Source organism: Streptomyces sp. WZ-12 (assembly GCF_028898845.1).
Lineage (GTDB): Bacteria > Actinomycetota > Actinomycetes > Streptomycetales > Streptomycetaceae > Streptomyces.
In genome coordinates this window covers 4840489-4865799 of the sequence record NZ_CP118574.1, presented here as the reverse complement: position 1 = coordinate 4865799, position 25311 = coordinate 4840489, and the positions used below count along the sequence as shown (strand labels likewise).

General features: G+C 72.4%; 23 protein-coding genes. 5 read left to right on the top strand and 18 right to left on the bottom strand.

The annotated features are described in order from the left end of the window. Nucleotides 1–38 precede the first annotated feature (38 nt). The 12 genes from PV796_RS21035 to PV796_RS20980 all read right to left on the bottom strand — a co-directional run bounded on the left by PV796_RS21035 (nt 39) and on the right by PV796_RS20980 (nt 12579). Entirely contained in the window at nt 39–866 is an 828-nt protein-coding gene (locus PV796_RS21035; protein WP_274914860.1) for an alpha/beta hydrolase family protein, read from the bottom strand. Next, a complete protein-coding gene (gene kynU / locus PV796_RS21030; RefSeq protein WP_274914859.1) occupies nt 863–2203 on the bottom strand; it encodes a kynureninase in 1341 nt (446 codons plus the stop codon). Before kynU ends, PV796_RS21035 begins: the two co-directional genes overlap by 4 nt. Continuing rightward, the gene (locus PV796_RS21025; RefSeq protein ID WP_274914858.1) at nt 2196–3086 is read right to left on the bottom strand and encodes a tryptophan 2,3-dioxygenase family protein; all 891 of its coding nucleotides are present in this window, start codon (nt 3084–3086) and stop codon (nt 2196–2198) included. Before PV796_RS21025 ends, kynU begins: the two co-directional genes overlap by 8 nt. A 246-nt stretch (nt 3087–3332) precedes the next feature. Beyond that, the gene (locus tag PV796_RS21020; RefSeq protein ID WP_274914857.1) at nt 3333–3746 is read right to left on the bottom strand and encodes a DUF3151 domain-containing protein; all 414 of its coding nucleotides are present in this window, start codon (nt 3744–3746) and stop codon (nt 3333–3335) included. Nucleotides 3747–3921: 175 nt separating this feature from the next. Then, complete coding sequence (locus PV796_RS21015) at nt 3922–5481, bottom strand: MFS transporter (protein WP_274914856.1); 1560 nt, start codon at nt 5479–5481, stop codon at nt 3922–3924. A 112-nt stretch (nt 5482–5593) separates the two neighbouring features. Continuing rightward, nucleotides 5594–6616: a class II fructose-bisphosphate aldolase gene (gene fbaA, locus PV796_RS21010; protein WP_274914855.1), complete on the bottom strand. Its 1023-nt coding sequence runs from the start codon at nt 6614–6616 to the stop codon at nt 5594–5596. A 250-nt stretch (nt 6617–6866) separates the two neighbouring features. Then, complete coding sequence (gene pyrE / locus PV796_RS21005) at nt 6867–7409, bottom strand: orotate phosphoribosyltransferase (RefSeq protein WP_274914854.1); 543 nt, start codon at nt 7407–7409, stop codon at nt 6867–6869. A gap of 43 nt (nt 7410–7452) precedes the next feature. Further along, the gene (locus PV796_RS21000; RefSeq protein ID WP_274914853.1) at nt 7453–8286 is read right to left on the bottom strand and encodes an aldose epimerase family protein; all 834 of its coding nucleotides are present in this window, start codon (nt 8284–8286) and stop codon (nt 7453–7455) included. A gap of 106 nt (nt 8287–8392) precedes the next feature. Next, nucleotides 8393–9343: an SRPBCC domain-containing protein gene (locus PV796_RS20995; RefSeq protein WP_274914852.1), complete on the bottom strand. Its 951-nt coding sequence runs from the start codon at nt 9341–9343 to the stop codon at nt 8393–8395. Nucleotides 9344–9406: 63 nt separating this feature from the next. Then, on the bottom strand, nt 9407–11161 hold the full coding sequence (locus tag PV796_RS20990; protein WP_274914851.1) for a polyamine aminopropyltransferase: 1755 nt from the start codon (nt 11159–11161) through the stop codon (nt 9407–9409). A gap of 143 nt (nt 11162–11304) precedes the next feature. Beyond that, on the bottom strand, nt 11305–11823 hold the full coding sequence (locus PV796_RS20985; protein ID WP_274914850.1) for a DUF2617 family protein: 519 nt from the start codon (nt 11821–11823) through the stop codon (nt 11305–11307). 453 nt (nt 11824–12276) lie between these two features. Beyond that, nucleotides 12277–12579: a hypothetical protein gene (locus PV796_RS20980; RefSeq protein ID WP_274914849.1), complete on the bottom strand. Its 303-nt coding sequence runs from the start codon at nt 12577–12579 to the stop codon at nt 12277–12279. A gap of 232 nt (nt 12580–12811) precedes the next feature. Here PV796_RS20980 and PV796_RS20975 point away from each other — a divergent pair, with 232 nt between their 5' ends. Further along, nucleotides 12812–13990, top strand: coding sequence for a pyridoxal phosphate-dependent aminotransferase (locus PV796_RS20975; protein WP_274914848.1), 1179 nt, complete (start codon nt 12812–12814; stop codon nt 13988–13990). Between the two features lie 98 nt (nt 13991–14088). Next, complete coding sequence (locus PV796_RS20970; RefSeq protein ID WP_274914847.1) at nt 14089–15291, top strand: hypothetical protein; 1203 nt, start codon at nt 14089–14091, stop codon at nt 15289–15291. A gap of 90 nt (nt 15292–15381) precedes the next feature. Here the strand turns inward: PV796_RS20970 and PV796_RS20965 are convergent, their stop codons facing one another. Continuing rightward, nucleotides 15382–15918 (bottom strand): YbjN domain-containing protein, encoded by a 537-nt coding sequence (locus PV796_RS20965; RefSeq protein ID WP_274914845.1) that lies wholly within the window; start codon nt 15916–15918, stop codon nt 15382–15384. 122 nt (nt 15919–16040) lie between these two features. Further along, nucleotides 16041–18674, bottom strand: a complete 2634-nt coding sequence (gene clpB / locus PV796_RS20960) for an ATP-dependent chaperone ClpB (protein WP_274914844.1) — start codon at nt 18672–18674, stop codon at nt 16041–16043. 193 nt (nt 18675–18867) lie between these two features. Between clpB and PV796_RS20955 the strand changes: the two genes are divergently transcribed. The 3 genes from PV796_RS20955 (at nt 18868) to PV796_RS20945 (ending at nt 20811) form a co-directional block, all read left to right on the top strand. Beyond that, nucleotides 18868–19449 (top strand): Uma2 family endonuclease, encoded by a 582-nt coding sequence (locus tag PV796_RS20955; RefSeq protein WP_274914843.1) that lies wholly within the window; start codon nt 18868–18870, stop codon nt 19447–19449. 42 nt (nt 19450–19491) lie between these two features. Further along, nucleotides 19492–19896 carry a pyridoxamine 5'-phosphate oxidase family protein gene (locus PV796_RS20950; RefSeq protein ID WP_274914842.1) on the top strand — a complete coding sequence of 135 codons (405 nt, stop codon included), beginning with the start codon at nt 19492–19494 and terminating at the stop codon, nt 19894–19896. Between the two features lie 510 nt (nt 19897–20406). Continuing rightward, nucleotides 20407–20811, top strand: coding sequence for a hypothetical protein (locus tag PV796_RS20945; RefSeq protein ID WP_274914841.1), 405 nt, complete (start codon nt 20407–20409; stop codon nt 20809–20811). Between the two features lie 80 nt (nt 20812–20891). Here PV796_RS20945 and PV796_RS20940 read toward each other — a convergent pair whose 3' ends face one another. From PV796_RS20940 to dnaK, 4 genes are read right to left on the bottom strand one after another with little or no spacing between them, the layout of a single operon-like run. Further along, on the bottom strand, nt 20892–21347 hold the full coding sequence (locus PV796_RS20940) for a heat shock protein transcriptional repressor HspR (RefSeq protein WP_274914840.1): 456 nt from the start codon (nt 21345–21347) through the stop codon (nt 20892–20894). A 1-nt stretch (nt 21348) separates the two neighbouring features. Beyond that, nucleotides 21349–22536, bottom strand: coding sequence for a molecular chaperone DnaJ (dnaJ, locus tag PV796_RS20935; RefSeq protein ID WP_274914839.1), 1188 nt, complete (start codon nt 22534–22536; stop codon nt 21349–21351). 45 nt (nt 22537–22581) lie between these two features. Further along, nucleotides 22582–23268 (bottom strand): nucleotide exchange factor GrpE, encoded by a 687-nt coding sequence (gene grpE / locus PV796_RS20930; protein ID WP_274914838.1) that lies wholly within the window; start codon nt 23266–23268, stop codon nt 22582–22584. Beyond that, nucleotides 23265–25118, bottom strand: coding sequence for a molecular chaperone DnaK (gene dnaK / locus PV796_RS20925; protein WP_274914837.1), 1854 nt, complete (start codon nt 25116–25118; stop codon nt 23265–23267). Before dnaK ends, grpE begins: the two co-directional genes overlap by 4 nt. Between the last annotated feature and the right edge of the window lie 193 nt (nt 25119–25311).

Here is a 25311-nt window from a genome sequence, read left to right as displayed (position 1 = left end):
CGGGCGTCCCCACCGAAGCGGATCTGCCGGGGTCCGTCTCAAGTACTACGCGGTGCGGTCGGGCCGCCACCGAGCGGTTCCCCGGGCGCCGGCCCGGCATCGGACGTATCACCGCGCAGCAGCGCGAGCAGCGTCCGGAAGGGCCCGGTGCCCGGTGTCAGCGCGGCGAAGTGGCCGGCGCCGGGCAGCTCGCGCAGCGCGGTGGCGGACGGGTGGGCGGCCGCGTAGCGGCGCGAGAGGTCCACGGGGACGTCCGGGTCGGCGGTGCCGTGCAGCAGCGTGACCGGGACGCCGGCCGGCGGGTGGCGGACCGGGTCGGCGGCGGCCAGCCGGCCGGCGAAGCCGGGGCCGGTGCCGAGCAGCCCGGCGACCGCGCCGTCGCTGAGGCCCAGCTCGTGGGCGCGCGCCAGATCGGCGACCGGCGCCACGGCGATGACCTCGGTCACCGGCGTACCGGGGCGGGCGGCCGCGAGCAGCGCGAGGTGGCCGCCGGCGGAGTGCCCGACGAGCACCACCTCCCGGGGCCCGGCCCCGGGCAGCGCCCCGGCGTCGGCCGCGGCCGCGACGGCCGCCGGCACGTCCTGGAACGTCTGCGGCGCGCCCCCGCCCGCCCCCACCCTGCGGTACTCGGCGAGCGCGACCGGCACCCCGTGCCGGGCCAACTCCGCCGCGCACGGCGAGAGATGGTGCCGGTCGTACGCGGCCCGCCAGAACCCGCCGTGCAGCAGGACGACGAGGGGCCCGGCCCCCGGCCAGCGCCCGTACAGGTCCACGACCTGGTCCGGGTGCGGGCCGTAGGACACCGTGCGGTCCGGCGCCACCGGGGCGAGCCCCAGCAGCGCCGCCTCCTCGTCCGCCGCGCTCACCCGGCGTCGCCGCCCGCCGCGGGCCCCTCGTCGGGCGCCGCCGCCGGCTCCCCGTCGGCCCGCTCCCGCAGGATCTCGCCGAGCACCCGCGCCGCCCGCTCCGCGTCGGCGAAGGTGGTGTAGAGCGGGGTGAAGCCGAAGCGCAGCAGGTCCGGAGGGCGGTAGTCGCCGACCACCCCGCGCCGGATCAGCTCCGCCATCACCTCGCCGGCCACAGAGGCGCCGTCCGGCCCCGGTGCGCAGGCGAGCGACACCTGGCTGCCGCGCCGCCGGTGTGCGGTCGGGGTGGCCGAGCGGACCCGCCCGGGCGGCGCGTACGCGGCCACGCACTCCAGGAAGAAGTCCGTCAGCGCCAGGCTCTTGGTCCGCACCTCCTCGATGGAGACGCCCTCCCACGCCTCCAGCGCCGCCTCCAGGGCCAGCATCGAGAGGATGTCGGGGGTGCCGACGCGGCCGCGCAGGGCCCCCTCGGCCGGGGCGTAGTGGGGCTCCATCCCGAACGGGTCGGCGTGCGAGTTCCAGCCCGGCAGCGGCGACTCGAACCGCTCCTGGAGGCTCTCGCGGAGGTAGAGGTAGGCGGGCGAACCCGGGCCGCCGTTGAGGTACTTGTAGGTGCAGCCCACCGCGAGGTCCACCCCGCAGGCGTCCAGCGCGACCGGCAGCGCGCCGGCGCTGTGGCACAGGTCCCACACCGCCAGCGCGCCCGCGGAGTGCAGCGCGGAGGTGATCTGGGCCATGTCGTTGAGCTCGCCGGTGCGGTAGTCGACGTGGTTGACCAGCGCCAGCGCGGTGCGCTCGGTGACCTCGTCGGCGATCCGCGCGGGCTCCACCGGGCGCACGGCGAGGCCGGCCATCCGGGCCGCGGAGCGGGCGACATAGCCGTCGGTGGGGAAGGTCGTGGCGTCGACCAGGATCTCCGTGCAGCCCTTCCCGGCCATCCGGATGCCGCCGGTCACCGCCTTGAAGACGTTGATGCTGGTGGAGTCGCCGACCACGACCTGGCCCGGCGCGGCCCCGATCAGCGGGGCGATCTTCTCGCCGATCCGCTCGGGCGCGGTCCACCAACCGGCCTCGGTCCAGGACCGGATGCGCAGCTCGCCCCACTCGCGGCCGATCACCTCGGCTATCCGGCCGGGCACCGAACGGGGCAGCGCGCCCAGCGAGTTGCCGTCGAGGTAGACGGTGTCGTCGAGGACGAAGCGGTCGCGGGTGGTCGTCAGCGGCCCGGCCGCGTCCAGCTCCGCGGCGCGGTCCGCCAGCGCGGGTGCCCCGGCGTCCAACGGGCCGGGGCGCTGCGGGGTGTGCGACCCCTGCGGGGTCTCGCGGCTCTCAGACATGGCTTCGCGCCGTCCACAGCTCGGGGAAGACGTTCTTGCGGGCCCGCTTCTCCAACCAGGCGACGCCCGCGGACCCGCCGGTACCCATTTTCGCTCCCATCGCCCGCCGGGTCGCCACGAGATGGTCGTTGCGCCAGCGCCAGACCAGCTCCGCGACATCGGTCAACAGCTCGGCCAGCCGCGCCAGTTCACCGTCCTGCGGCCCGTCGAGGATCCGCGCCCAGACCTCCTCGACGGCCTCGTCCGGCTCGTACCGCCCGGCCGGGTCGCGCCGCAGGACGGCCTCCGGTACGGGGTGGCCGCGGCGCGCCAGCAGCCGCAGCACCTCGTCGTACAGGCTCGGTTCGTGCAGCGCCTTCTCCAGCGCGGCGTGGTCCTCCGGGGAGCCGCGGTGCGGCACCAGCATCGCCGCGGACTTCTCGCCGAGCAGGAACTCCAGCCGCCGGTACATCGTGGACTGGAAGCCGCTGCCCTCGCCGAGCGCGCCGCGGTAGGCGTTGAACTGCGCCGGCGTCAGCCTGGCCAGCGGCTTCCAGGCGGCGTTCAGTGCCTCCAGCTCCCACGTGGAGCGGCGCAGCGCGTCCACCGCCACCGGCAGGTCGTCCCGGCGCAGCGCCTCGGTGGCGGTGTGCCACTCGTGGACGATCACGGTGAACCACAGCTCCATCACCTGGGTCGTGACGAGGAAGACCATCTCGCCCGGGTCGTCGGACTGGAGCTGCTGGAGGTGGGTGAGGACGTCCGCGCGGACGTAGTCCTCGTAGGGGGTGGTGGCGCTGGCGCCGATGCTCAGATCGGGACCGAACGGCGGCTCCGCCTCGGTGGCCGCGGCGTCCGGCTCCGGGGCGCCGTGCGCGGAATGTCTGGGAGACGGCTTCGACATGAGGGACTCCTCAGGTGCGAACTACCGGGTAGCGGTCCGCTCCTTCCTCGTCGGCTCGGGAGCCCCGGTCCCCTCGGGCCGGGGATGCCCCGACCCACTGAAATCATCGGTGCTGCACCACCACCGCGCAAGGGCCGGCCGCGATCGCGCGGCCGGCCCCTGCGGACCGCCCCGGAAGACCGGGACGGGGTGGTTCACGGTGGTTCGCGGCGACTCATCGTGGCGACCTGAGGAGGGACGGCGACCTCAGGAGAGGGTGTCGGCCGCGGTCGGCGAGGAGTCGCGGAGGAAGGTCGAGCAACGCTCGTACTCCTCCTGCTCGCCGATCGCCTGGGCGGCGCGGGCGAGGGCGTGCAGCGCGCGCAGGAAGCCGCGGTTGGGCTCGTGCTCGAACGGCACCGGGCCGTGGCCCTTCCAACCGGCCCGGCGCAGCGCGTCCAGGCCGCGGTGGTAACCGGTGCGGGCGTAGGCGTACGACTCGACGACCCGGCCGGCCTCGAAGGCGTCGTCCGCGAGCTGGGCCCAGACCAGCGAGGAGGCCGGGTACTTCGCGGCCACGTCGGCCGGCGCGGCGCCCGAGGCGAGCAGCTCGCGGGGCTCGGGGTCGTCGGGCAGGTGGGTCGGGGGCGGTCCCCCGAGGAGGTTTTCGTGAATGGGCATGGTGCCAGTTTGCCCCGTCGCTGCGCCTGGGCCGCCTCCCGCGTCGTCGGCTTTCCCGCCGTGGGGGTTGTTTGCGCCTGCGGCGCGGGGCCGCTGCGCGGGGCTGTCGGGTGCGGTGACGGGCCTGCGAGGTGGGGGTGCATGGGGGCTCGCGCTGGTGGGTTGCTGCGGGTGGTTACGGGGGTGTGGTGTCACCAGGGGCCGGACCCGTGGGCGGGTGGGGGGTGGTGTCGCCGGGGTCCAGGGGCGGGGAGGTCATGCCGCAGTGGTAGGTGCACTCGGTGTGGGACGGCTCCTCGGGGGGCTGGGGGGCCGTGCGGCGGACGGTCAGCCAGGCGATCAGGGCGCCTACGAGGAGGACCAGGGCGCACAGGGGCATGGCGCGGCGGAAGGCGGCGGCGAAGGCGGGGGGCGAGCGGTATGCCTCCGGACTCATGCCGGCCAGGAGCGGGAGGGCGGCGACGGCCATCAGTCCGGCGGCGCGGGCCGCGGCGTTGTTGATGCCGCTGGCCAGGCCCGCCCGGTCGACGTCCACCGAGGCCAGCACGGTGGCGGTGAGCGGGGCGACCAGGGTCACCATGCCGGCGCCCAGCACCACGAGGGCCGGCAGGACGTCGGTGACGTAGGTCGCGCCCGGGCCGACGCGGGTCATCAGGAGCATGCCGGCGGCGCAGAGCAGCGGGCCGACGGTGAGCGGGATGCGCGGACCGATGCGCTGTCCCAGTTCGCCGGAGCGGGCCGATAGGAGCAGCATCAGCACGGTGGTGGGCAGCAACGCGGTGCCGGCTTGGAGGGCCGAGTAGCCCGCGACGACCTGGAGTTGGAGGACGGAGAGGAAGAAGAAGCCGCCGAACGCGGCGTAGACGCAGACCGTCACCGCGTTCACGGCGGTGAACTGCCGGATGGCGAAGATCTGCGGCGGCAGCATCGGGTCGGCCCGCCGCCGCTCGACGCGCAGGAAGGCCGCGCCGAGCAGCAGCCCCAGCAGCGCGGGCACCAGCACGCCGGGGGAGGCGCCCCGGCCCGGCGCCGCGATCAGGGCGTAGCTGACGCCGGCCAGGGCCAGCGCGCCCAGGACCGCGCCCGGTACGTCGAAGCCGCGCGCCCCGGCCGCGCCCCGCTCGCGGGTCTCCGGGACGTGCCGCAGCGCGATCGGCACGCAGGCCACCGCCAGCGGCACGTTGAGGAAGAACACCCAGCGCCACCCGACGCCGTCCACCAGCCAGCCGCCGACGAACGGGCCGACCGCGGCGGCCACCCCACCCAGGCCGGACCAGGCACCGACCGCCCGCGCCCGGTCGTCGGGGTGGAAGACGGCCTGGATGAGGGCGAGCGAGCCGGGGGTGAGCAGGGCGCCGCCGATGCCCTGGAGCGCGCGGGAGGCGACCAGCACCCCGGCGTTCGGCGCCATCCCGCACAGCAGCGAGGCCACCGCGAACCAGACGACGCCGATGACGAAGACCCGGCGCCGGCCGTACCGGTCGCCGAGCGAACCGCCCAGCAGGATCAGGGAGGAGAGGGTGAGCATGTAGGCGGTGACGGTCCACTGGAGGACCGCCAGGTCCGTGTTGAGGTCCGCGCCGATCCTCGGCAGCGCGACATTGACGACCGTGCTGTCGAGCATCGCCATGCCCGAGCCGAGGACGGTCGTGGTCAGCACCCAGCGGCCCTGCGGCGAGGCCAACCGGATCCCGCCCGGCGCGCGGCTCGGCTCGCTCCTCGCCGGCTCATCCATACGGTGAGCATGCCCCGATCCGGGGCCGTCCGCCCGTCCGGCCGGTCAGGGATGCGAAGGGCCCCGCAACCGGTGCCGGTTGCGGGGCCCTTCAGAACCGCTTGAGCAGCGCTTACTTCAGCTTGGTGCCGGTGGAGCGCAGGTTGCCGCACGCCTCGGTGACGCGCTTGGCCATGCCGGCCTCGGCCGCCTTGCCCCAGGTGCGCGGGTCGTAGGTCTTCTTGTTGCCGACCTCGCCGTCGACCTTCAGCACGCCGTCGTAGTTGCGGAACATGTGGTCCGCGACGGGGCGGGTGAAGGCGTACTGGGTGTCGGTGTCGAGGTTCATCTTGACCACGCCGTTCTCCAGCGCGGTGGCGATCTCCTCCTCGGTGGAGCCGGAGCCGCCGTGGAAGACGAAGTCGAACGGCGCGGTCTTGCCGTACTTGGCGCCGACGCCCTGCTGGAGGTCCTTCAGCAGCTCGGGGCGGAGCACGACGTTGCCCGGCTTGTAGACGCCGTGGACGTTGCCGAAGGAGGCGGCGAGCAGGTAGCGGCCCTTCTCGCCCAGGCCCAGCGCCTCGGCGGTACGCAGCGCGTCGTCGACCGTGGTGTAGAGCTCGTCGTTGATCTCGTGGGTGACGCCGTCCTCCTCGCCACCGGTCGGGGTGATCTCGACCTCAAGAATGATCTTGGCGGCGGCGGCGCGGGGCAGCAGCTCCTGCGCGAGGGCCAGGTTGTCCGCGAGGGTTTCGGCGGAGCCGTCCCACATGTGCGACTGGAAGAGCGGGTTGCGGCCGGCCTTGACGCGCTCCTCGGAGATCGCGATCAGCGGGCGGACGTAGCCGTCCAGCTTGTCCTTGGGGCAGTGGTCGGTGTGCAGCGCGATGTTGACGCCGTACTTCTCGGCGACCACGTGCGCGAACTCGGCGAGCGCCACCGCGCCGGTGACCATGTCCTTGTTGTACTGACCGCCCAGGAACTCCGCACCACCGGTGGAGATCTGGATGATGCCGTCGCTCTCGGCCTCCGCGAAACCGCGCAGCGCAGCGTGCAGGGTCTGCGAGGAGGTCACGTTGATGGCCGGGTAGGCGAACTTGCCTGCCTTCGCCCGGTCCAGCATCTCGTTGTAGACCTCAGGGGTTGCGATGGGCATCTGTCCGCTCCTTGTGTGTGCGGGGTGTGCGTTCTTGGCCCTGACCAGGGGGCGACGGCTTCGCCGTGGCACATCCTCCCAGACTCACCGGATTGCTCCACATCCCCCATGGGACGGCCGGCGTCCGAAACCGAGGGATGTGGCGTCGAACGGCAACCGGTGTTTCACGTGAAACCCTGGCTGTGGCTTCCCGCGAAACACCGGTCCTACGACGAATCCGCAGGTCAGCGAAGACGACCCGATCGAGTTGTCAGCTCAGGCCGAGGTCGCCGAGCTGGTAGCCGGTGAGGTAGGGGAGCCCGGCGCCGTCGATGGCCGAAGCGGCACCCCGGTCGACGATCGTTGCCACCGCAACCACCTCGGCGCCGGCCTCGCGCGCCGCCTCGACGGCGGTCAGCGGCGAGCCGCCGGTGGTGGAGGTGTCCTCGACGACCAGGACCCGGCGGCCCTTGATGTCCGGGCCCTCGATGCGGCGCTGCATCCCGTGGGTCTTCTGCGCCTTGCGGACGACGAAGGCGTCCAGCCGGCGGCCGCGGGCGGCGGCGGCGTGCAGCATCGACGTCGCCACCGGGTCGGCGCCGAGCGTCAGCCCGCCGACCGCGTCGAAGTCGAGCTCGGCGGTGAGGTCGAGCATCACCTGACCGACCAGCGGCGCCGCCTCGCTGTCGAGGGTGATCCGGCGCAGGTCGATGTAGTAGTCGGCCTCCTTGCCGGAGGAGAGCGTCACCTTGCCGTGCACCACGGCCTTGTCCTTGATCTGCTGCAGCAGCGCGCCGCGCACGTCGTCAGTCATGCGCACGAGCTTAGGACAGCGCCCTCACCCCGGCGCTCGCCGGCTACAGCGCGCGCCAGCGCCAGGTCGTCGAGACCTCCAGCGGGTCGATCGGGGTGACCAGCCGCGGGGCGGTGTTCAGGCCGTTCGGCGGGCCGGACTGTGGCTCCACGCAGACCGCGGCCTCCTGCTCGTCGTAGACCACGACCCACTCGGCGCGGCTGGAGACCGTCAGCTCCAGCCGGCCCGGCCAGGTGAGCGTGACGTCGACGCCGCGCGGCATCCCGAAGCAGTCGTCCCACGGCCCGGGCCTCGGCGTGATCCGGCGGCCGGTCGGGAGGTGGTCCGACCCGCGCTCCTCCTGCCACTCGGGAGCGAAGTCGACGCGGACGTCGTCGCCCCCGTCGAGGTTCCGCAGGAACCACGGGTGCCAACCGGCCTGCGCCGGGAAGGAGTCGCCGGTCGCCTCGACGCCCATGCTGAGCGTGAGCGACCCGCCGTCCTCCGCCAGCTCGACGACCTGGGTGACGGTGCCCGGATACGGCCAGGGGGCCGCGGGGTCGGCCAGGTCGTAGGTGAAGGCGGCCCCGGTGTCGTCGACGCGCGCGGTGCGCCAGCGGAGGTCGCGGCCGGTGCCGTGGATGGCGTGCGGCGGGGAGTTGACCGGCATCCGGTGCAGCTCGCCACCGTTGCGGAACCGTCCCTGGTCGATCCGTCCGCACCACGGGACCATCGGGAAGCAGCCGTACTTGTCGCCCTGGCGCAGCAGTTCCGTGCCGCCGATGCGCAGGCTGCCGAGGCGGCAGCCGTTGTCCGGGTGCACGGTCAGTTCGGCGTCCCCGGCGGACAGCAGCACGCCGTCCGCGCCCCGCTCCTGCATGGTGTTCTCGGTGCTCACGGAAGCGACCCTAACGGTGCGCCAGCCCGCGGCCGGGCATCCGGGCCGCGCCGCCGGCGGTGGCCCACCCCGGCACACCAGGCACCCGCCCCCGCGGGCCGGCCGGTCACCGGCGCCGCCGCAGCACCCGTCCGACCACCACCGCCGACGCCAGCACCACCGCGGCGGCGGGCGCCGCCCAGCGCAGCGGCACCGCGCCGCCGCCGGGCTCCGGCGCGGGCACCGGCGCGTAACGGCCGCGCGGCGGGGCGTGGTCGACCTCCTCCGCGCTGCGGCCGATCATCGTCCGGCGGGCGTGCGCGGCCTCCGCGGGCGCGGCCGTGGTCAGTTCCTCCGGATCGTCGGGGCCGGGGCCGTCGGCGGTGTCGAGGTCGTCGGAGTCGTCGAGCGCGGGGGCGGCCTCGTCGGGGGCGGCCCCCACCGCCTCGGTCCCGGCCGGGTCCTCGGGGTCGGCGACCACGCTGACGTCGTCCTCGGCGTCGCTGAGCGGGTCGAGCGACGGCGGCGGCACCTCGGTGTCGAAGATGCTCTGCGGCACCGTCCCGGAGTCCTCGGGCAGTGCGGCCAGCGGACGGTCCGCCAGGTCCGCCGCGAGGTTCTCCGCGAAGCGGTCCAGCAGCCGGCGCCCGGCGGTCCCCGCCAACTGGCCCTCGGCGGCGGCCAGTCGGCCGCCGAGGGTGACCGCGCCGGTGCACATCAGCGTCGTCCCGGGGCCGGGCTCGGTGGCCGGGGCCAGCCGCACGGTCAGCGTCACCGCCACCGAACCGTCGCCCCGGGTCTCGGTGCCGGACATCTCGACGGTCACCGGGGCGAGGGGGCCGTCGACGCCGGGGGAGGCGTCCCCCGGGGCGTCGGCCGGGCCGCCGTCGACGGTCAGGGTGCCGCGGTAGGTGATGGTGGAGCTGCCGACCCGCAGCCGCAGCCGGCCCTGGGGGCGGTGCGCGGCGGCGTCGGCGTCGAGTTGGACTCCTGGGACGCAGCGCGCCACGCGCTCCGGTTCGGTGAGCGCCCGTCGCACGGTCCGGACGGGAAACGGAACGTACACCTCATGCTCCATGGCATGGGAGCCTAATTCCTCTGCCCGTGCCAGGGGCACCCCTCGGCGCGGTGTCCGTGCCGCTCATTGCCCGTACCGCGGGTGCATCAGCGTCGAGGGCGGCAGCCCGGGGATGCGCTTGCGGGCCCCGCCCCGCCAGCCGTCCCACAGGTCGCGCAGCGGGGCGGCGGTGGGCGGGGCGTCCGGCGCCGCGACGAGCCGGGGCGGCCGCCGGGCGGCCAGCACGAAGCCCCAGTACCGCGTGGGGCCCGGCGGCGCCGCGGACGGCGGACCGCCCCGCGCACCGGGCCCGGCCGGCGGGGGGAGCGGGGCGACCGAGCGGTCCGGGCTACCGGAGAAGTCCGCTCGCCGGCCGGCGACCTGGTACGGCACTGTCGCGAGGCCCACCGAGCGCAGCGTCGCCTCCACCGTCCAGTACACCCGGGCCCGGGCGAGCGGCGGCCCGGCGTGCACCGCCAGCCGCCCGTCGGGGGCGAGCGTCCGCAGGGCGAGGCCGTAGAACTCCTGGGAGTAGAGCTTGGTGCTGGCGGTGATGCCGGGGTCGGGGAGGTCGGAGACCACCACGTCGTACCGCGCGGCCCGGCCGCGGCGCGAACGGACCTGCTGCCGCAGCCAGTTGAAGGAGTCGGCGGTGACCACCCGGACCCGGGGGTCGTCGAGCGCGTGCCGGTTGAGGGCGGACAACCCCGGGTCGGTGCGCGCCAGTCGGACCACCTCCGGGTCGATCTCCACCACCGTCACCGAGCGGACCGCGCGGTAGCGCAGCAGCTCGCGCGCGGCCAGGCCGTCGCCGCCGCCGAGGACCAGGACCCGGGCGTGCCGGCCGCCGGCCATCGCCGGGCCCACCAGCGCCCGGTGGTAGGCCCGTTCGCTGTCGGAGCTGACCTTCAGCCGGCCGTCGAGATAGAGCTCCAGCGGCCTGCCGGAACCTTTCCTCCCGCGTCCCGAGCCGCTCCCCGCGCCACCGTCGTCGTCCTGCGGGACGTCCGTGCCACCGGTCAGCACCACCTCCTGGACGCCGGTCTGCTCCGCCACCCGGGCCGCCGTCCCGTACACCGCCCGGCGCGCGGCCTGCTCGAACGGGCCGGCCAGCGCCATCCCCGCACCGAGCAGCGCGAGCGCCAGCGCGTTGGCGGCGAGCAGCACCCAGCGCGCGCGGGGGGTCAGGTCGCGGCCGAAGAGCCACAGCACCAGCACCGCGCCGGCGAGGAGGTTGACCGCGCCAGTGACCAGCGCGCCCGTCAACTGCCCCAGGCAGGGCAGCAGGAGGAAGGGGAAGGCCAGTCCGCCGACCAGCGCGCCGACGTAGTCCGCGGCGAACAGGTCGGCCACCGCGCCGCCGGCGTCCTGCCGGCGCACCCGCTGGATCAGCGTCATCAGCAGTGGTATCTCGGCGCCGATCAGCACGCCGATGCCGAGCGAGAAGCCGACCAGCGCGGTGCGGGACTGGCCCAGCCAGGCGAAGCTGGCGTGGAGCGCCATCGCGGAGCCGCCGCCGACCAGCGCCAGCACCGTCTCGACCGCGCCGAAGCCGACCGCGGCCCGGCAGCGCAACCGCTTGGCCAGCAGCGCCCCGACGCCCATCGCGAACACCATGAAGGACAGCACGACCGACGCCTGGGTGACCGAGTCGCCGGTCAAGTAGCTTGCCAGGGCGACCAGTTCGAGCTCGTAGACCAGACCGCAGGCCGCGCAGACGAAGACCACGGTGAGCACCAGCAGCCGACCGAGCCCGCACGGCACCGGCAGGCGGGCCGGCGTCAGGACCTCCGGCGGCCTGAGCGCGCCGACGACGAGGGGCTCTGGCGGGTCGATCATGACATGAACGCTACGTGACGAGAAGGCGGCACTACGTCACCCACAGGAGTGCACTCTAGGTGCTGCGCACACCAGTTGAAGCATCCACGGAAGCGGCACACCACACGCCTCGATCGACACCACGGAGATCCGTCAGAAGCACCCTAGGCCGCGACCGCCGCCCGCACCCCGACCCGCGTCCGGGTGGCCACCAGCCGCCCCTCCTGCGGATAGGCGTGCCAGGTGCGCCAGCGCACCTGACCCTGCTGACGCCGCGCCAGCATGGCGGTGAAGGCGTGCGGGGAGCCGGGGAACGTGCCGGCGAGGCCGTTCGGATGCTCGGCGACCAGCGCGAGCAACTCCTGCGCCCGGCCGGCGAACGAGCCGCGCGAGAGCGTCTCGACGTGCGCCGCGAACTCGTACTCCCAGTCACCCAACCGTTTGGCCACGCCCAGCGGCAGCGGCGTGCTGCTGCCCGGCATACAGGCGACGGTCTCGGAACACGTGCCGTGCTCCTCTTCGAGCAGCACCTGATGAGAGGCCCCGAGCAGCCTCAACTGCACGTGGGCTCCGTCGAGTTGAAGATTCAGTACGGCCAGCGCCGGCAGGGGTTCCCTGCCCAGGGCCCAGGCCAGATCGGATGCTCGGGTATCGGTGTAGGCCGTTTTCAGGGTCGTGAGCATGGGGCGGCTCCGCAAGCACGCAGGGGTTGGTGGGTCGGCCCGTCCGTGAAGGGGATCAGGGAGCAGTGACTGCCTGCCGGCTCGTGCCCACGCGAGGTCCGAGAACTGGGGGATTCCCAAGGGAGAGGGAATCACGAATCGGGTGGTGCTCACAGCGTTTTTACCCATCTTCGCCCTGGTTTCCATCCCCTAGAGGGCCCCGCAGTTCACCTGTTCAACACCCCATCGCACAAAGGGTGTTGGGCCATTTCACGCCACTCGCCGGGCGCATATGCGAGGCCGCATGAGCTGGCCGCATGTGTGTCGACGGGGAGCCCGGAGAAGCCCCATATAGACGGTTCTGGACGCCCCGGAAAAGGGCGGTGCCCATGACCGCGGACGGATGCGTTCCGCGGTCATGGGCACATGCGTACGAGCGCCTCCCGGAGGCTTCATCGGCCCCCGGCGCCACTGTCAGGAGCCGCCACCGCAGCCACCCCCGCCACCGCAGGAGGAGCCCCCGCCACAGGAGTGTCCGCCGTGGTGGCCGCCGCCCCCGCCGCACGAGGAGTGGTGAGGGTGGTGCCCACCGCCCCCGCCGGAACCCCCGTCGCTCCCGGCCACCCACCAACTGCCGCCGCTGCCAACGCTGCTGGCGCTGCCGGCCCCCGCGTACCTGCCGCCACGGCCCCGCTTACGGGAGCCGCCCCGCGCGGCCAGGCCCACCGCCACCAGCACGAGGATCACCAGCACCGCGAACACCACGAATCCCAGCATGACTGCCTCACACCCCTTCCGTTCCCCCGAAGCGTGGGGCACCTCCCGCGCCTTCGGGCAGGGGGAGGGCATCGCTCCGTCGGCGCCGGTACGCCGCTGCCGCGCCGCCCCGCGCCACCGGCCGCCCGGTCGGGCCGCCGCCGTCTTCCATGGTCAGGTGGCTTGTGCCCGGCCCGCGGCGACTCAAAAGCACAGTTGAGGAACTCCAGAGGTTGGGCGGAGGATGGCGCCCATGGACCGACCGCTGCTCAACCGCCGCCTCGCCGCCTTCGGCACCACGATCTTCGCCGAGATGTCGGCGCTCGCCCAACGCACCGGCTCCATCAACCTCGGCCAGGGCTTCCCCGATGCCGACGGTCCGGAGGAGGTCCGGGAGGCGGCGGTGCGCGCCCTCCGCGACGGTCGTGGCAACCAGTACCCGCCGGGCCCCGGCATCCCCGAACTCCGCGCCGCCGTCGCCGCCCACCACCAGCGCTTCTACGGACACCGCGGCCTGTCCTACGACCCCGACACCGAGGTCCTGGTCACCGCCGGCGCCACCGAGGCCATCGCCGCCGCGCTGCTCGCCCTGGTCGAGCCGGGCGACGAGGTCATCGCCCTGGAGCCCTACTACGACTCCTACGCCGCCTGCATCGCGATGGCCGGCGGCCACCGCGTCCCGGTGACCCTGCGCCCCTCCGCGGAGACCGGCCGGTACCACCTCGACCTCGACGAGCTCCGCGACGCCCTCACCGACGACACCCGCCTGCTCCTCCTCAACACCCCCCACAACCCCACCGGCACCGTCCTGACCTCCGAAGAGCTCGCCGCCATCGCCGAACTCGCCGTCGAGCGCGACCTGTTGGTCATCACCGACGAGGTCTACGAACACCTGGTCTTCGAGGGCGAACACCTGCCGCTCGCCTCGTTCCCCGGTATGCGCGAGCGCACCGTCACCATCGGCTCGGCCGGCAAGACCTTCTCGTTCACCGGCTGGAAGGTCGGCTGGGTGACCGCCGCCCCCGCGCTGATCACCGCGGTCCGCTCCGCCAAGCAGTTCCTCACCTACGTCTCGGCCGGCCCCTTCCAGTACGCCGTGGCCGAGGCGCTGGCCCTGCCCGACTCCTACTTCACCGGGCTCCGCGACGATCTGCGCGCCAAGCGCGACATCCTCGCCACCGGCCTGGCCGACGCCGGCTTCCAGGTCTTCCGCCCGGCCGGCACGTACTTCATCACCACCGACATCCGCCCGCTCGGCGAGGGCGACGGCTTCGCGTTCTGCCGCTCGCTGCCCGAGCGCGCCGGCGTCGTCGCCATCCCCAACGCCGTCTTCTACGACCACCAGGACCAGGGCGCGCCCTTCGTCCGCTTCGCGTTCTGCAAGAGCGTCGAGGTGCTCCGGGAGGCGGCGGACCGCCTCAAGCGGCTGTAGCCGCCCACCGGCGCGCCACCCGATCCGACCACCCCGCTCGCACGCCCCGGCACGGGCACCGAGAGTCGGGTGCGACGACGGGTGAGCGGAGGTGGGCGGTGGTCGCCGAGACGTTGGGGGGCGGCGGGGAGCCGTCAGCGGCCGGCGGGGAACGGGTGGCGGCCGCGGCGCGACGGGCGGGGCCGGCGCTGCTGCTGTTCGCCGGGATCCGGGGCATCGGGGTGCTGTGCGTGGCGGGCTGGGCCCGGCACACCGGCCGGCATCCGCGGACGCTGCTGGGCGCGTCCTGGGACTCCCAGTGGTACCTGAGCATCGCGCAGCACGGCTATGGTTCGCCGGCCGTGACCCGGACCTGGCCCCAACTGCCGGCGGCCGACCTGGCGTTCTTCCCGCTGTACCCGTGGCTGGTGCGGGCCCTACGGGCGGCGGTGCCCCTCGGTGCGGCCTCCGCGGGGCTGCTGGTCTCCTGGGCCGCGGCGCTGGCGGCGGCCTGGGGGATCTTCGCGGTGGGCGAGCGCCTGCACGGGCGGCGCACCGGCGTCCTGCTCGTCGCCCTGTGGGCGCTGCTGCCGCACGCCGTCGTCGAGTCGATGGCGTACACCGAGCCGCTGCTGACCGCGCTGGCCGCCTGGTCGCTGTACGCGCTGCTGACCCGGCGCCCGGTGTGGGCCGGGGCGCTGGCCGCGCTGGCGGGGCTGGCCCGGCCCAGCGCGCTGGCGAGCGTCGCCGCGGTGGAGCTGGCGGTGGTGGCCGTGGCCTGGCGGCAGCGCCGCCCGGACGGCCGGGCCGGCGGGCGGGTGCCACCCGGGCGACTGTGGGCGGCCGCGCTGCTGGCGCCGACCGGGTGGCTGGCGTACGTGCTGTGGGTGGGGTGGCACACCGGCCACGGACCGCTGGGCTACCTCGACGTGCAGGCACTGTGGGGCTCGCGGTTCGACCTCGGCCGGGACACGCTGCGCGCGGTCCGGCGCCTGGTGCTCACCGGGGCGCCACCGGCGTACTGCATGGCGCTCGCCGTGGTCGCGGTGGCGCTGCTGCTGTACGCCCTGCTGGTGGCGGACCGGCCGCCGGCCGCGGTGCTCGGCTACGTCACCGTGCTGGTCGTCCTCGCCCTGGGCGGCACCCACTACTTCGCGTCGAAGCCGCGTTTCCTGCTGCCGGCCTTCCCCCTGCTGCTGCCGGCGGCCCGGGCACTGGCCGGGGCCCACCGGCGCACCACCGCCCTGCTGTGCGGCGCGTTGGCCGCGCTCTCCTCCGGGTACGGGGCGTACCTGCTGACCGTCGCCGCGATACCGCTGTGAGGCGGCCGGGCGCCGGCCCGGGAACGACCGCGGGCCCCGGAGCCGACGGCGTCGGTTCCGGGGCCCGGGCAGCCAGGACGCGAGGGGCTCTCAGCCCTCGTCGTCGCCCGGCTTCTCGTCGGAGTCGCCTTCGATCTCGGCCTCCAGGCCGAGCTGCTCGACGATCCACTTGTCGAATTCGATCGAGGCACGTACCCAGCTCACCGTGCTCGACACGAAGTGTTCGAGCGAGACGCCGGTGCCGACCAGCATCGATGCCTCACCGATCAGACGGACGCTGCCGTCGTCGTGGGTGTGGGTGTACACCTTGGGCCAGAGCGTCCGACGGTTCCAGTCGTCGATCGCCTCCAGCAGCTTCAGCTTCTCGTCGATGTCGTGGGCGCGGTCGTAGAACGTGCGGACGGAGAAGATCTCCTGCTCCGCCTCACCGCGGAACATGAAGTACGTGCGGAACTGCTCCCACGGGGCGGCGAGGTCACCCTCCTCGTCGACGACGTACTTCAGCTCCATCTGGTCGAGCAACTGCTTGACCAGGTCCTGGTCGGGGACGACGGGCCCCTCAGGCCCCGACGGCTGCGGTTCGGGCTGGCCCCCGAAATTCGGAATCGAGGACGGGTCGATGCTCACCGTGGAATTCCCTTCGTATGGTCCCTGCCATCCTCCCCCATACGCTCCCGGTCCTGGCAACCCCGGGGCGGCGGACCGGCGCGTATGGGGGCGACGGCGCGGCCGCGGGGCGCCCGGCGCCGTCAGGCCGCGGGGCGCACCGCGGCCACCGACAAGCGCTCGCCGTCGGTGTCCACGTCCACCCGGACCGTGTCCCCGTCGAGCACGTCGCCGGCCAGGATGGCGCGCGCCAACTGATCACCGATGGCCGTCTGGACCAGGCGGCGCAGCGGGCGGGCTCCGTAGGAGAGGTCCGGGGCCGGAGCGTCGACGACCGGCTCCTGGCCGAGCCAGGCGAGCCAGGTCAGCGCGCGGTCGGTGACGTCCAGGGTGAGGCGGCGGTCGCCCAGGCGACGCTGCAGGTGGTCCAACTGAATCCGCGCGATCCGCTGAAGCTGATCAGTGCCCAACGGATGGAACACCACCAGATCATCAAGCCGGTTGAGGAACTCCGGACGGAAGGCGGCACGCACCGCCTCCAGCACCTTCTCCCTCTTCTGCTCCTCCTTCAGCAACGGATCCATCAGGAAAGCGGAGCCGAGGTTGGAGGTCAGGATGAGGATGGTGTTCCGGAAGTCGACGGTGCGCCCCTGACCATCCGTGAGCCGACCGTCATCCAACACCTGCAACAAGATGTCGAAGACCTCGTGATGCGCCTTCTCCACCTCATCGAGCAACACCACACTGTACGGACGACGACGTACCGCCTCCGTAAGCTGACCACCCTCCTCATACCCAACGTAACCAGGAGGCGCGCCCACCAGGCGGGCCACGCTGTGCTTCTCGCCGTACTCCGACATGTCGATGCGGACCATCGCCCGCTCGTCGTCGAAGAGGAAGTCGGCCAACGCCTTGGCCAGTTCGGTCTTGCCCACCCCGGTGGGACCAAGGAAGAGGAAGGAGCCGGTGGGCCGATCCGGATCAGCGATACCCGCACGGGTGCGGCGCACCGCGTCGGAGACCGCGCGGACCGCCTCGCCCTGACCGATCAGCCGCCTGCCCAGCTCCTCCTCCATGCGCAGCAGCTTGTGGCTCTCGCCTTCCAGCAGTCGTCCGGCGGGGATGCCGGTCCAGGAGCCGACCACGTCGGCGATGTCGTCCGGGCCGACCTCCTCCTTGACCATCGACTCCTTGGCCGCCTCCTGCTCGGCCTCCGCCTGCGCGGCCTGCGCCAACTCCCGCTCCAGGCCCGGGATCTCGCCATAGAGCAGTTGGGAGGCGGTGTCGAAGTCGCCGTCGCGCTGGGCCCGCTCCGCCTGCCCCCGCAACTCGTCCAGCCGCTCCTTGAGCTCACCGACGCGGTTGAGGGACTGCTTCTCCTTCTCCCACCGCGCGGTCAGCCCACGCAGCTCCTCCTCCTTGTCCGCCAGGTCCTTGCGCAGCTTCTCCAGCCGCGCCACCGAGCCGGCGTCGGTCTCGTTCTTGAGCGCCAGCTCCTCCATCTTCAACCGGTCCACCGAGCGCTGGAGTTCGTCGATCTCCACCGGCGAGGAGTCGATCTCCATCCGCAGCCGGGAAGCCGCCTCATCGACCAGGTCGATGGCCTTGTCCGGCAGGAAACGGGAGGTGATGTAGCGGTCGGAGAGGGTGGCCGCGGCCACCAACGCCGAATCGGCGATCTGCACCTTGTGGTGCGCCTCGTAACGCCCCTTCAACCCCCGCAGGATCGCCACCGTGTCCTCAACGGTCGGCTCCGCCACCAACACCTGCTGAAAACGCCGCTCCAACGCCGGATCCTTCTCGATCCGCTCGCGGTACTCATCCAGCGTCGTCGCACCCACCATCCGCAACTCACCCCGCGCCAGCATCGGCTTGAGCATGTTGCCCGCATCCATCGCCGAATCCCCACCAGCACCCGCACCAACCACCGTGTGCAACTCATCAATGAACGTGATCACCTGCCCATCACTGGCCTTGATCTCCGCCAAAACGGTCTTCAACCGCTCCTCAAACTCACCCCGATACTTCGCCCCCGCAACCATCGCCCCCAAATCCAACGCAACCAACCGCTTGTCACGCAACGACTCCGGCACATCCCCCTTCACAATCCGCTGCGCCAACCCCTCCACCACCGCGGTCTTGCCCACACCCGGCTCACCAATCAACACCGGATTGTTCTTCGTACGACGGGACAACACCTGCACCACCCGCCGAATCTCCTGATCCCGCCCAATCACCGGATCCAACTTGCCCTCACGAGCCGCCGCAGTGAAATCCGTACCGAACTTCTCCAACGCCTTGTACGTGCCCTCCGGATCGGCGTTGGTCACCCGCTGGCCGCCGCGGCTGGCCTCGAAGGCGGCCAGCAGCTTCTTGGCGGTGGCGCCCTGCTGCTCCAGCAGCTCACCGGTGCGACCGCCCTTGGCGGCGATGCCGATGAGCAGGTGCTCGGTGGAGATGTAGGCGTCGCCCAGCTCCTTGGCGCGCTGGGCGGCGTCCGCGATGACGGCGAGCAGCTCGCGGTCCGGCTGCGGCGGGGCCACGGTCGAGCCCTGGATGCTGGGCAGCCCGGCGAGCTGCCGCTCGGCGCCGGAACGGAGCTGGGCGGCGTCCGCCTCGACGGCCGCCAGCAGATCCATGATGTTCTCGTTGTCCTGCCCGGCGAGCAGGGCGAGCAAGAGGTGCGCGGACGTCATGTCCGCGTGCCCGGCGGTGACCGCCCGCTCATTGGCGGCGCTCAGCGCCTCCCGGCTCTTGTTGGTCAGCTCGGCGTCCACGTCTGCCTGATCCTCCTCGTGCGTCCGGCGCTCCGCGCGCTCCCCTATCCAATCCTGCCTTGCTCAACATGCGATAAGTTGAGTCTACTCCACTCAAGTAAATCGCTCACGCTTACGAGTGAAGATCCGACCATCGGCTTCATCCCGCCGGCGGGGCCCGTGACACTGGCCTTCGACCACAAGGAGGTGCAGCATGACGGCTATGGCACACGAGCCGATGGCCACGGACAAGGAAACCCTCCTGGACTTCTTTCTCAGCCTGGACACCCCTGAGGGGTTCCGGGCCGAGCTCGTCGAGGGGGAGCTTGTTGTGACACCGCCGACGGACGGCGACCACGAGGACTACCTGGGCATCATCAACGAGCAGGTGTATGGGCAATCGGCAACGCCCATGCGGAGCTCGGGCGGCAAGGGGTTGGTCCTCTCCAGCTCGGGCGACCATCCCGCAGACCATGTGATCCCCAACGCCACCTTCGCCCCGCGCTCCTTGCGCCTCTTCCGGGGCGCACCGCCCTGGATGCCCAGCGACGGCGTCGCCATGGTCGTCGAGGTGACGTCGAGCAAGCCCCGCAACGACCGCGAGGGAAAGAGGTACGCCTACGCGCGTGCCGGTATTCCGCTCTACCTCCTCGTCGACCACGACAGGTCGGCAGTGACGCTGTTCAGCGAGCCTTCCGACGGGGACTACGGGGGCAGCACCACCGTCCCCTTCGGCAAAGCCCTCCCCCTCCCCGCCCCCTTCTCCTTCGACCTGGAGACGACCGAGTTCGAGTGACCGGCCGGGGGCCGCCCTCCGGCCCCCAACTACCCTGGCCCCATGGCCCACGACCTGAGCGCACTGCCCCCCGAGTACCTCGCCTTCTGGGACGAGCACCTCATGTCGACCCTCACGACGCCGCGGGCCAACGGCACCCCGCACGTCGTCCCGGTCGGCGTCACCTACGACGCCGGGCAGCGGATCGCGCGGGTCATCACCCGCAAGGACAGCACCAAGGCCAAGAACGTCCTCGCCGCCGGCGTCGACGGGGCGCGGGTGGCGGTGTGCCAGGTGGACCGCCGCCGCTGGGCGACCCTGGAGGGCATCGCCCGGGTGCGGACCGACGCGGCGGCGGTGGCCGACGCCGAGCGCCGGTACGCCGAGCGGTACGGCCGGACCCCGTCGCCCAACCCGGACCGCGTGCTGATCGAGATCGCGGTGGCCCGGGCCCTCGGGCGGGCCTGAGCGCCCCGCCGGCACCCGCCCCGCCACCCTGCGCGCCCGCGCACCACGCCCCTGGTATCGGCCGTATGCCCGCCGACGCGCCTGGCCGGTACGGGTACCGGGCGGGCCGGCCCGTCCACCAGGTCCGGACCTGGCCGAAACCGGACCGTTCAAATCCGCTCCTGGGCCCCCAACTGGTACTCAAGAACGGCAGGAACCGAACACCTCCGCACATCCGTGAGCGGCATCGGACCTGTCCCGGGCAGAAAAGACGGCAGTGGGAGGCCGCATGGCGTCGGCACTACGCAACACGACGACCGTTCCGCGCCCGCTGCCCGGGAAACGCACCAGGCGTCCCCGCCCGTGCGCCGAGAACTGCCCGCGCTGCGGCGGGCAGTTGGCCGTGAATCAGGACGGCTGGAAGATCTGCCACGCCTGCGGATATGCGTCGCCGCCCGGCGCCGCCCCTCCACCCCGGGCCCTTCGCGGGGGTATCGTCGCCCCCACAGTCGCCACGCCCCGGAGGGCACGATGAACTCGGTCCGAGTGACGGCGATCGCCTGCCTGATGCCGCTGTCCGAGCTGGACGAGGATCCGTTCCTGGTCGATGACCGCAGCCAGCACGCCATGTGCAAACAGTGGGCGGCAGCCCGTGACTACCGCCTGACCTGCCAGCTCAGCCTGCACCAACTGCGCGCCGACCACAGCGCACTGTGGCACGACGTCGAAAAGGGCCTGGTCGACGTGTTCGTCGCGCCCAACCGCCGGGCGCTGGAGTACGCCATCAACGGCGCCGACGAGTTCACCGAACGCTGCGCGGCGGCCGGCGTCCGACTGGAGACCGCCGACCTGGACGAGCCGGTCTACACCCTGGCGATGAAGTCGCGGGTGCACCGGCGGCTGTCGATGCCCACCGCGGGCTACAACGGCTGCTGACCACGGGGGAGTTGGGCGGGAATGCGCGAAGGGCCGGGGTGGCTGCGCCATCCCGGCCCTTCATCGCGTCGACCGCGGCGTCACTCCGACGACCGCTTGGGCCGCCAGACGACCAACGCGCTGGTCTGCTGCACGTCCTGGTACGGCACCAGATCGCGGCGGTACGAGGCGTGCACCGCCGCCTCCCGCTGCCGCATCGTGCTGGCCGCGCCCTCCAGGGCGCCCTGGAGCTCGGCGACCCGCTGCTGGAGCGCCGCGACCTGGTTCTCCAGCTCGATGATGCGCTTGATGCCGGCGAGGTTGATGCCCTCCTCCTGCGACAACTGCTGGACGGTGCGCAGCAGTTCGATGTCGCGGGCGGAGTAGCGGCGGCCCCGCCCGGCCGTGCGGTCGGGCGAGACCAGCCCCAGGCGGTCGTACTGCCGCAGGGTCTGCGGGTGCAGGCCGGAGAGCTGGGCCGCGACGGAGATGACGTACACCGGCGATTCTTCGGTCAGTTCATACGGGTTACGACGCTGCCCGCCCCGGCTGTCCATCTCATGCTCCCTTCGCGGCCTGGAACAGCTCCGCCCGCGGGTCCGGGCCCGCGGTCGCCTCGCGATAGGACTCCAGCGCCTGCCTGGCCTGGTCGCCGAGGTCCTTGGGAACGACCACCTCTATGGTGACCAGCAGATCACCGCGGGTGCCGTCCTTACGGGTCGCGCCCTTGCCGCGGGCCCGCATGGTGCGTCCGTTGGGCGTGCCGGCCGGCAGCTTGAGCGTGACCGGCGGGCCGCCCAGCGTCGGCACCTTGACCTCGCCGCCGAGCGCGGCCTCCGGGAAGGTGACCGGCACCGTGACGGTGAGGTTGTCGCCCTTGCGGCCGAAGACCGGGTGGGCCTCGACATGGACGACCACGTAGAGGTCACCGGCCGGGCCGCCGTGCTCGCCCGGAGCGCCCTTGCCGCGCAGCCGGATGCGCTGCCCGTCGGAGACGCCCGCGGGGATGCGGACCTGCATCGTGCGGGCGCTGGACGCCCGGCCGCTGCCCTTGCAGACCTCGCAGGGCTCCTGCGCGATCAGGCCGCGGCCCTTGCAGTCGGCGCACGGGTCGGTGAGCGAGAAGCCGCCGCCCGCGCCCCGGCTGATCTGGCCGGTGCCGACACAGGTCGGGCAGACCCGCGGCGTACCGTTTTTGTCGCCGGTGCCCGAACACGCCTTGCAGGGCGCCTGGCTGGACATCCGCAGCGGGACCGTGGCCCCGTCGACCGCCTCGGTGAAGCTGAGCGTCACCTCGGACTCGATGTCCTGGCCGCGGCGCGGCTGCGTGCGGGTGCCGGTGCCGGCGCCGCCGCGGTTGAACAGGCCGCCGAAGACGTCCCCGAGCCCGCCGCCGAAACCGCCGGCACCGGAGCCGGAGCCGCCCGCGCCCCCGGCGCCCCCGAAGAGGTCGCCGAGGTCGAAGTTGAAGCTCCCGCCCCCGCCGGGGCCGGGCCGGAAGCCGCCGTTGCCGAACAGCGCCCGGGCCTCGTCGTACTCCTTGCGGCGCTTGGCGTCGCCGAGCACGTCGTTGGCCTCGGAGATCTCCTTGAAGCGCTCCTCGGCCTTGGCGTCGCCCTTGTTGGCGTCCGGGTGGTTCTCCCGGGCCAGCTTGCGGTACGCCTTCTTGATCTCCGCTTCGGTGGCGTCCTTGGGGACGCCGAGGACCTTGTAGTAGTCCTTCTCCACGAAGTCCTTGGTGCTCATCCTCGACGTCCCTCCTTCCGAACGGCTCTCGTTCCGGCCCGCACGTCAGCCCTCGTCCGGGCCACCGTTCTCCTTGTCCGCGGCCTCGGCACCCTCGGCTCCCTTACCGCCCTCGGCGCCCTTGGGCTCCTCGTCGGAGGCCGACTTGGCGCCCTGCGCACCCGGCTGCGGCTCGGCGACCGCGACCCGCGCGGGGCGGATCGTGCGCTCACCGATGCGATACCCGGGCTGCAGGATGGCGACGCATGTCGTCTCCGTGACGTCGGGCGCGTAGGAGTGCATCAGCGCTTCGTGGATCGTCGGGTCGAAGGGCTCGCCCTCCTTGCCGAACTGCTGCAGACCCAGCTTGGCCGCCACCGTCTCCAGCGATTCGGCCACCGACTTGAAGCCGCCGACCAACTCGCCGTGCTCCCGGGCCCGACCGATGTCGTCGAGCACCGGCAGGAGCTCGGAGAGCAGGTTGGCGACCGCGATCTCCTTGACCGACACACGGTCCCGCTCCACCCGGCGGCGGTAGTTCTGGTACTCCGCCTGGAGGCGCTGGAGGTCGGTGGTGCGCTCGCTGAGCGCGGTGCGCACCTGGTCCAACTGAGCCGTCAGACTTGCGTCCTGGACGTCCCCGGCCGGGGCCGAGCCCGCCTTGTCGGCGGACTCGGCCGGTGCCGCGTCTTCGGGGGCGGCATCGGAAGGGACGTCGGGCTTCTCCTCGAAGCCCGGGGTCTCCTCCGTCACGCCGCACCGTCCTTCTTCGGCTTCTCGTCGTCGACGATCTCGGCGTCCACGACGTCGTCCTCGGCCTTGGCCTGCTGCTGGCCGCCGGCCTGGGCGCCCTCGGCACCCTGGGCCGCCTGCGCGTCGGCGTACATGGCCTGGCCCAGCTTCTGGGAGACCGCGGCGACCTTCTCGGCCGCGGTCTTGATCTCGGCCGTGTCCTCGCCCTTGAGCTTCTCCTTGAGCTCGCCGACGGCGGTCTCGACCTCGGTCTTGACCTCGGCGGGCACCTTGTCCTCGTTGTCCTTGAGGAACTTCTCGGTCTGGTAGACCAGTTGCTCGCCCTGGTTGCGGGTCTCGGCGGCCTCGCGACGCTGGTGGTCCTCCTCCGCGTAGCGCTCGGCCTCCTCACGCATGCGGTCGACCTCGTCCTTCGGCAGCGAGGAGCCGCCGGTGACGGTCATCTTCTGCTCCTTGCCCGTGCCCAGGTCCTTGGCGGTCACGTGCATGATGCCGTTGGCGTCGATGTCGAAGGAGACCTCGATCTGCGGGACGCCGCGCGGCGCCGGCGGCAGGCCGGTCAGCTCGAACATCCCCAGCTTCTTGTTGTACGCCGCGATCTCGCGCTCGCCCTGGTAGACCTGGATCTGCACGGACGGCTGGTTGTCCTCGGCCGTCGTGAAGATCTCCGAACGCTTCGTCGGGATCGTGGTGTTGCGCTCGATCAGCTTGGTCATGATGCCGCCCTTGGTCTCGATACCGAGGGACAGCGGGGTGACGTCCAGCAGCAGGACGTCCTTGACCTCACCCTTGAGCACACCGGCCTGGAGGCTGGCGCCCATGGCGACGACCTCGTCCGGGTTGACGCCCTTGTTGGCGTCCTTGCCGCCGGTCAGCTCCTTGACGAGCTCGGCGACGGCGGGCATCCGGGTCGAGCCGCCGACCAGGACCACGTGGTCGATCTCGGACAGCGCGATGCCGGCGTCCTTGATCACGTTGTGGAACGGGGTCTTGCAGCGGTCGAGCAGGTCCGAGGTGAGCTGCTGGAACTGCGAGCGCGTGAGCTTCTCGTCCAGGTGCAGCGGGCCCTCGGCGGAGGCGGTGATGTAGGGCAGGTTGATCGTCGTCTCGCTGGACGAGGACAGCTCGATCTTCGCCTTCTCGGCGGCCTCGCGCAGGCGCTGGAGCGCCATCTTGTCCTTGGCGAGGTCGACGCCGTGGCCGTTGTTGAACTGCTTGACCAGGTAGTCGACGATGCGCTGGTCCCAGTCGTCACCACCGAGGTGGTTGTCACCGTTGGTGGCCTTGACCTCGACGACGCCGTCACCGATCTCCAGCAGCGACACGTCGAAGGTGCCACCGCCGAGGTCGAAGACGAGAATGGTCTGGTCTTCCTTCTCCAGGCCGTAGGCCAGGGCGGCGGCGGTGGGCTCGTTGACGATGCGCAGGACGTTGAGGCCCGCGATCTCACCGGCCTCCTTGGTGGCCTGGCGCTCGGAGTCGTTGAAGTACGCCGGGACGGTGATGACCGCGTCGGTGACCTTCTCGCCGAGGTAGGACTCCGCGTCCCGCTTCAGCTTCTGCAGGATGAACGCAGAGATCTGCTGCGGGTTGAAGTCCTTCTCGTCGATGTTGATCTTCCAGTCAGTGCCCATGTGGCGCTTGACCGAACGGATCGTCCGCTCGACGTTGGTCACCGCCTGGCGCTTGGCGACCTCGCCGACCAGCACCTCGCCGTTCTTGGCGAAGGCGACGACGGACGGCGTGGTCCTGGCGCCCTCGGCGTTGGTGATGACGGTGGGCTCACCGCCTTCGAGAACACTGACGACGGAGTTAGTCGTGCCCAGGTCGATGCCGACCGCACGTGCCATTTCGATTCCTCCAGCTAACTTGAGTGGAACAGGCTCAAGCGTGCAGCACCCGATCGATCCTGTCAACAGACCTGAGTCAGGGCCACTCAACTTTTATGGGGCGCTTATCCTCACCAGACCCTTCGGGAGGACGCCGGCGCCTGCGCGACGGTTGCGTGCGCGACACAGATCACCGGCCGGGCGGCTTCATGGG

Coding starts and splice junctions, on each gene's coding strand:
- PV796_RS21025 (WP_274914858.1), bottom strand. CDS start 3,086: ATGTCGAAGCCGTCTCCCAGACATTCCGCGCACGGCGCCCCGGAGCCG.
- PV796_RS21015 (WP_274914856.1), bottom strand. CDS start 5,481: ATGGATGAGCCGGCGAGGAGCGAGCCGAGCCGCGCGCCGGGCGGGATC.
- PV796_RS20990 (WP_274914851.1), bottom strand. CDS start 11,161: ATGATCGACCCGCCAGAGCCCCTCGTCGTCGGCGCGCTCAGGCCGCCG.
- PV796_RS20975 (WP_274914848.1), top strand. CDS start 12,812: ATGGACCGACCGCTGCTCAACCGCCGCCTCGCCGCCTTCGGCACCACG.
- PV796_RS20955 (WP_274914843.1), top strand. CDS start 18,868: ATGACGGCTATGGCACACGAGCCGATGGCCACGGACAAGGAAACCCTC.
- kynU (WP_274914859.1), bottom strand. CDS start 2,203: ATGTCTGAGAGCCGCGAGACCCCGCAGGGGTCGCACACCCCGCAGCGC.
- pyrE (WP_274914854.1), bottom strand. CDS start 7,409: ATGACTGACGACGTGCGCGGCGCGCTGCTGCAGCAGATCAAGGACAAG.
- PV796_RS20945 (WP_274914841.1), top strand. CDS start 20,407: ATGAACTCGGTCCGAGTGACGGCGATCGCCTGCCTGATGCCGCTGTCC.
- fbaA (WP_274914855.1), bottom strand. CDS start 6,616: ATGCCCATCGCAACCCCTGAGGTCTACAACGAGATGCTGGACCGGGCG.
- PV796_RS21020 (WP_274914857.1), bottom strand. CDS start 3,746: ATGCCCATTCACGAAAACCTCCTCGGGGGACCGCCCCCGACCCACCTG.
- PV796_RS20950 (WP_274914842.1), top strand. CDS start 19,492: ATGGCCCACGACCTGAGCGCACTGCCCCCCGAGTACCTCGCCTTCTGG.
- PV796_RS20940 (WP_274914840.1), bottom strand. CDS start 21,347: ATGGACAGCCGGGGCGGGCAGCGTCGTAACCCGTATGAACTGACCGAA.
- PV796_RS20980 (WP_274914849.1), bottom strand. CDS start 12,579: ATGCTGGGATTCGTGGTGTTCGCGGTGCTGGTGATCCTCGTGCTGGTG.
- PV796_RS20995 (WP_274914852.1), bottom strand. CDS start 9,343: ATGGAGCATGAGGTGTACGTTCCGTTTCCCGTCCGGACCGTGCGACGG.
- dnaK (WP_274914837.1), bottom strand. CDS start 25,118: ATGGCACGTGCGGTCGGCATCGACCTGGGCACGACTAACTCCGTCGTC.
- dnaJ (WP_274914839.1), bottom strand. CDS start 22,536: ATGAGCACCAAGGACTTCGTGGAGAAGGACTACTACAAGGTCCTCGGC.
- PV796_RS20985 (WP_274914850.1), bottom strand. CDS start 11,823: ATGCTCACGACCCTGAAAACGGCCTACACCGATACCCGAGCATCCGAT.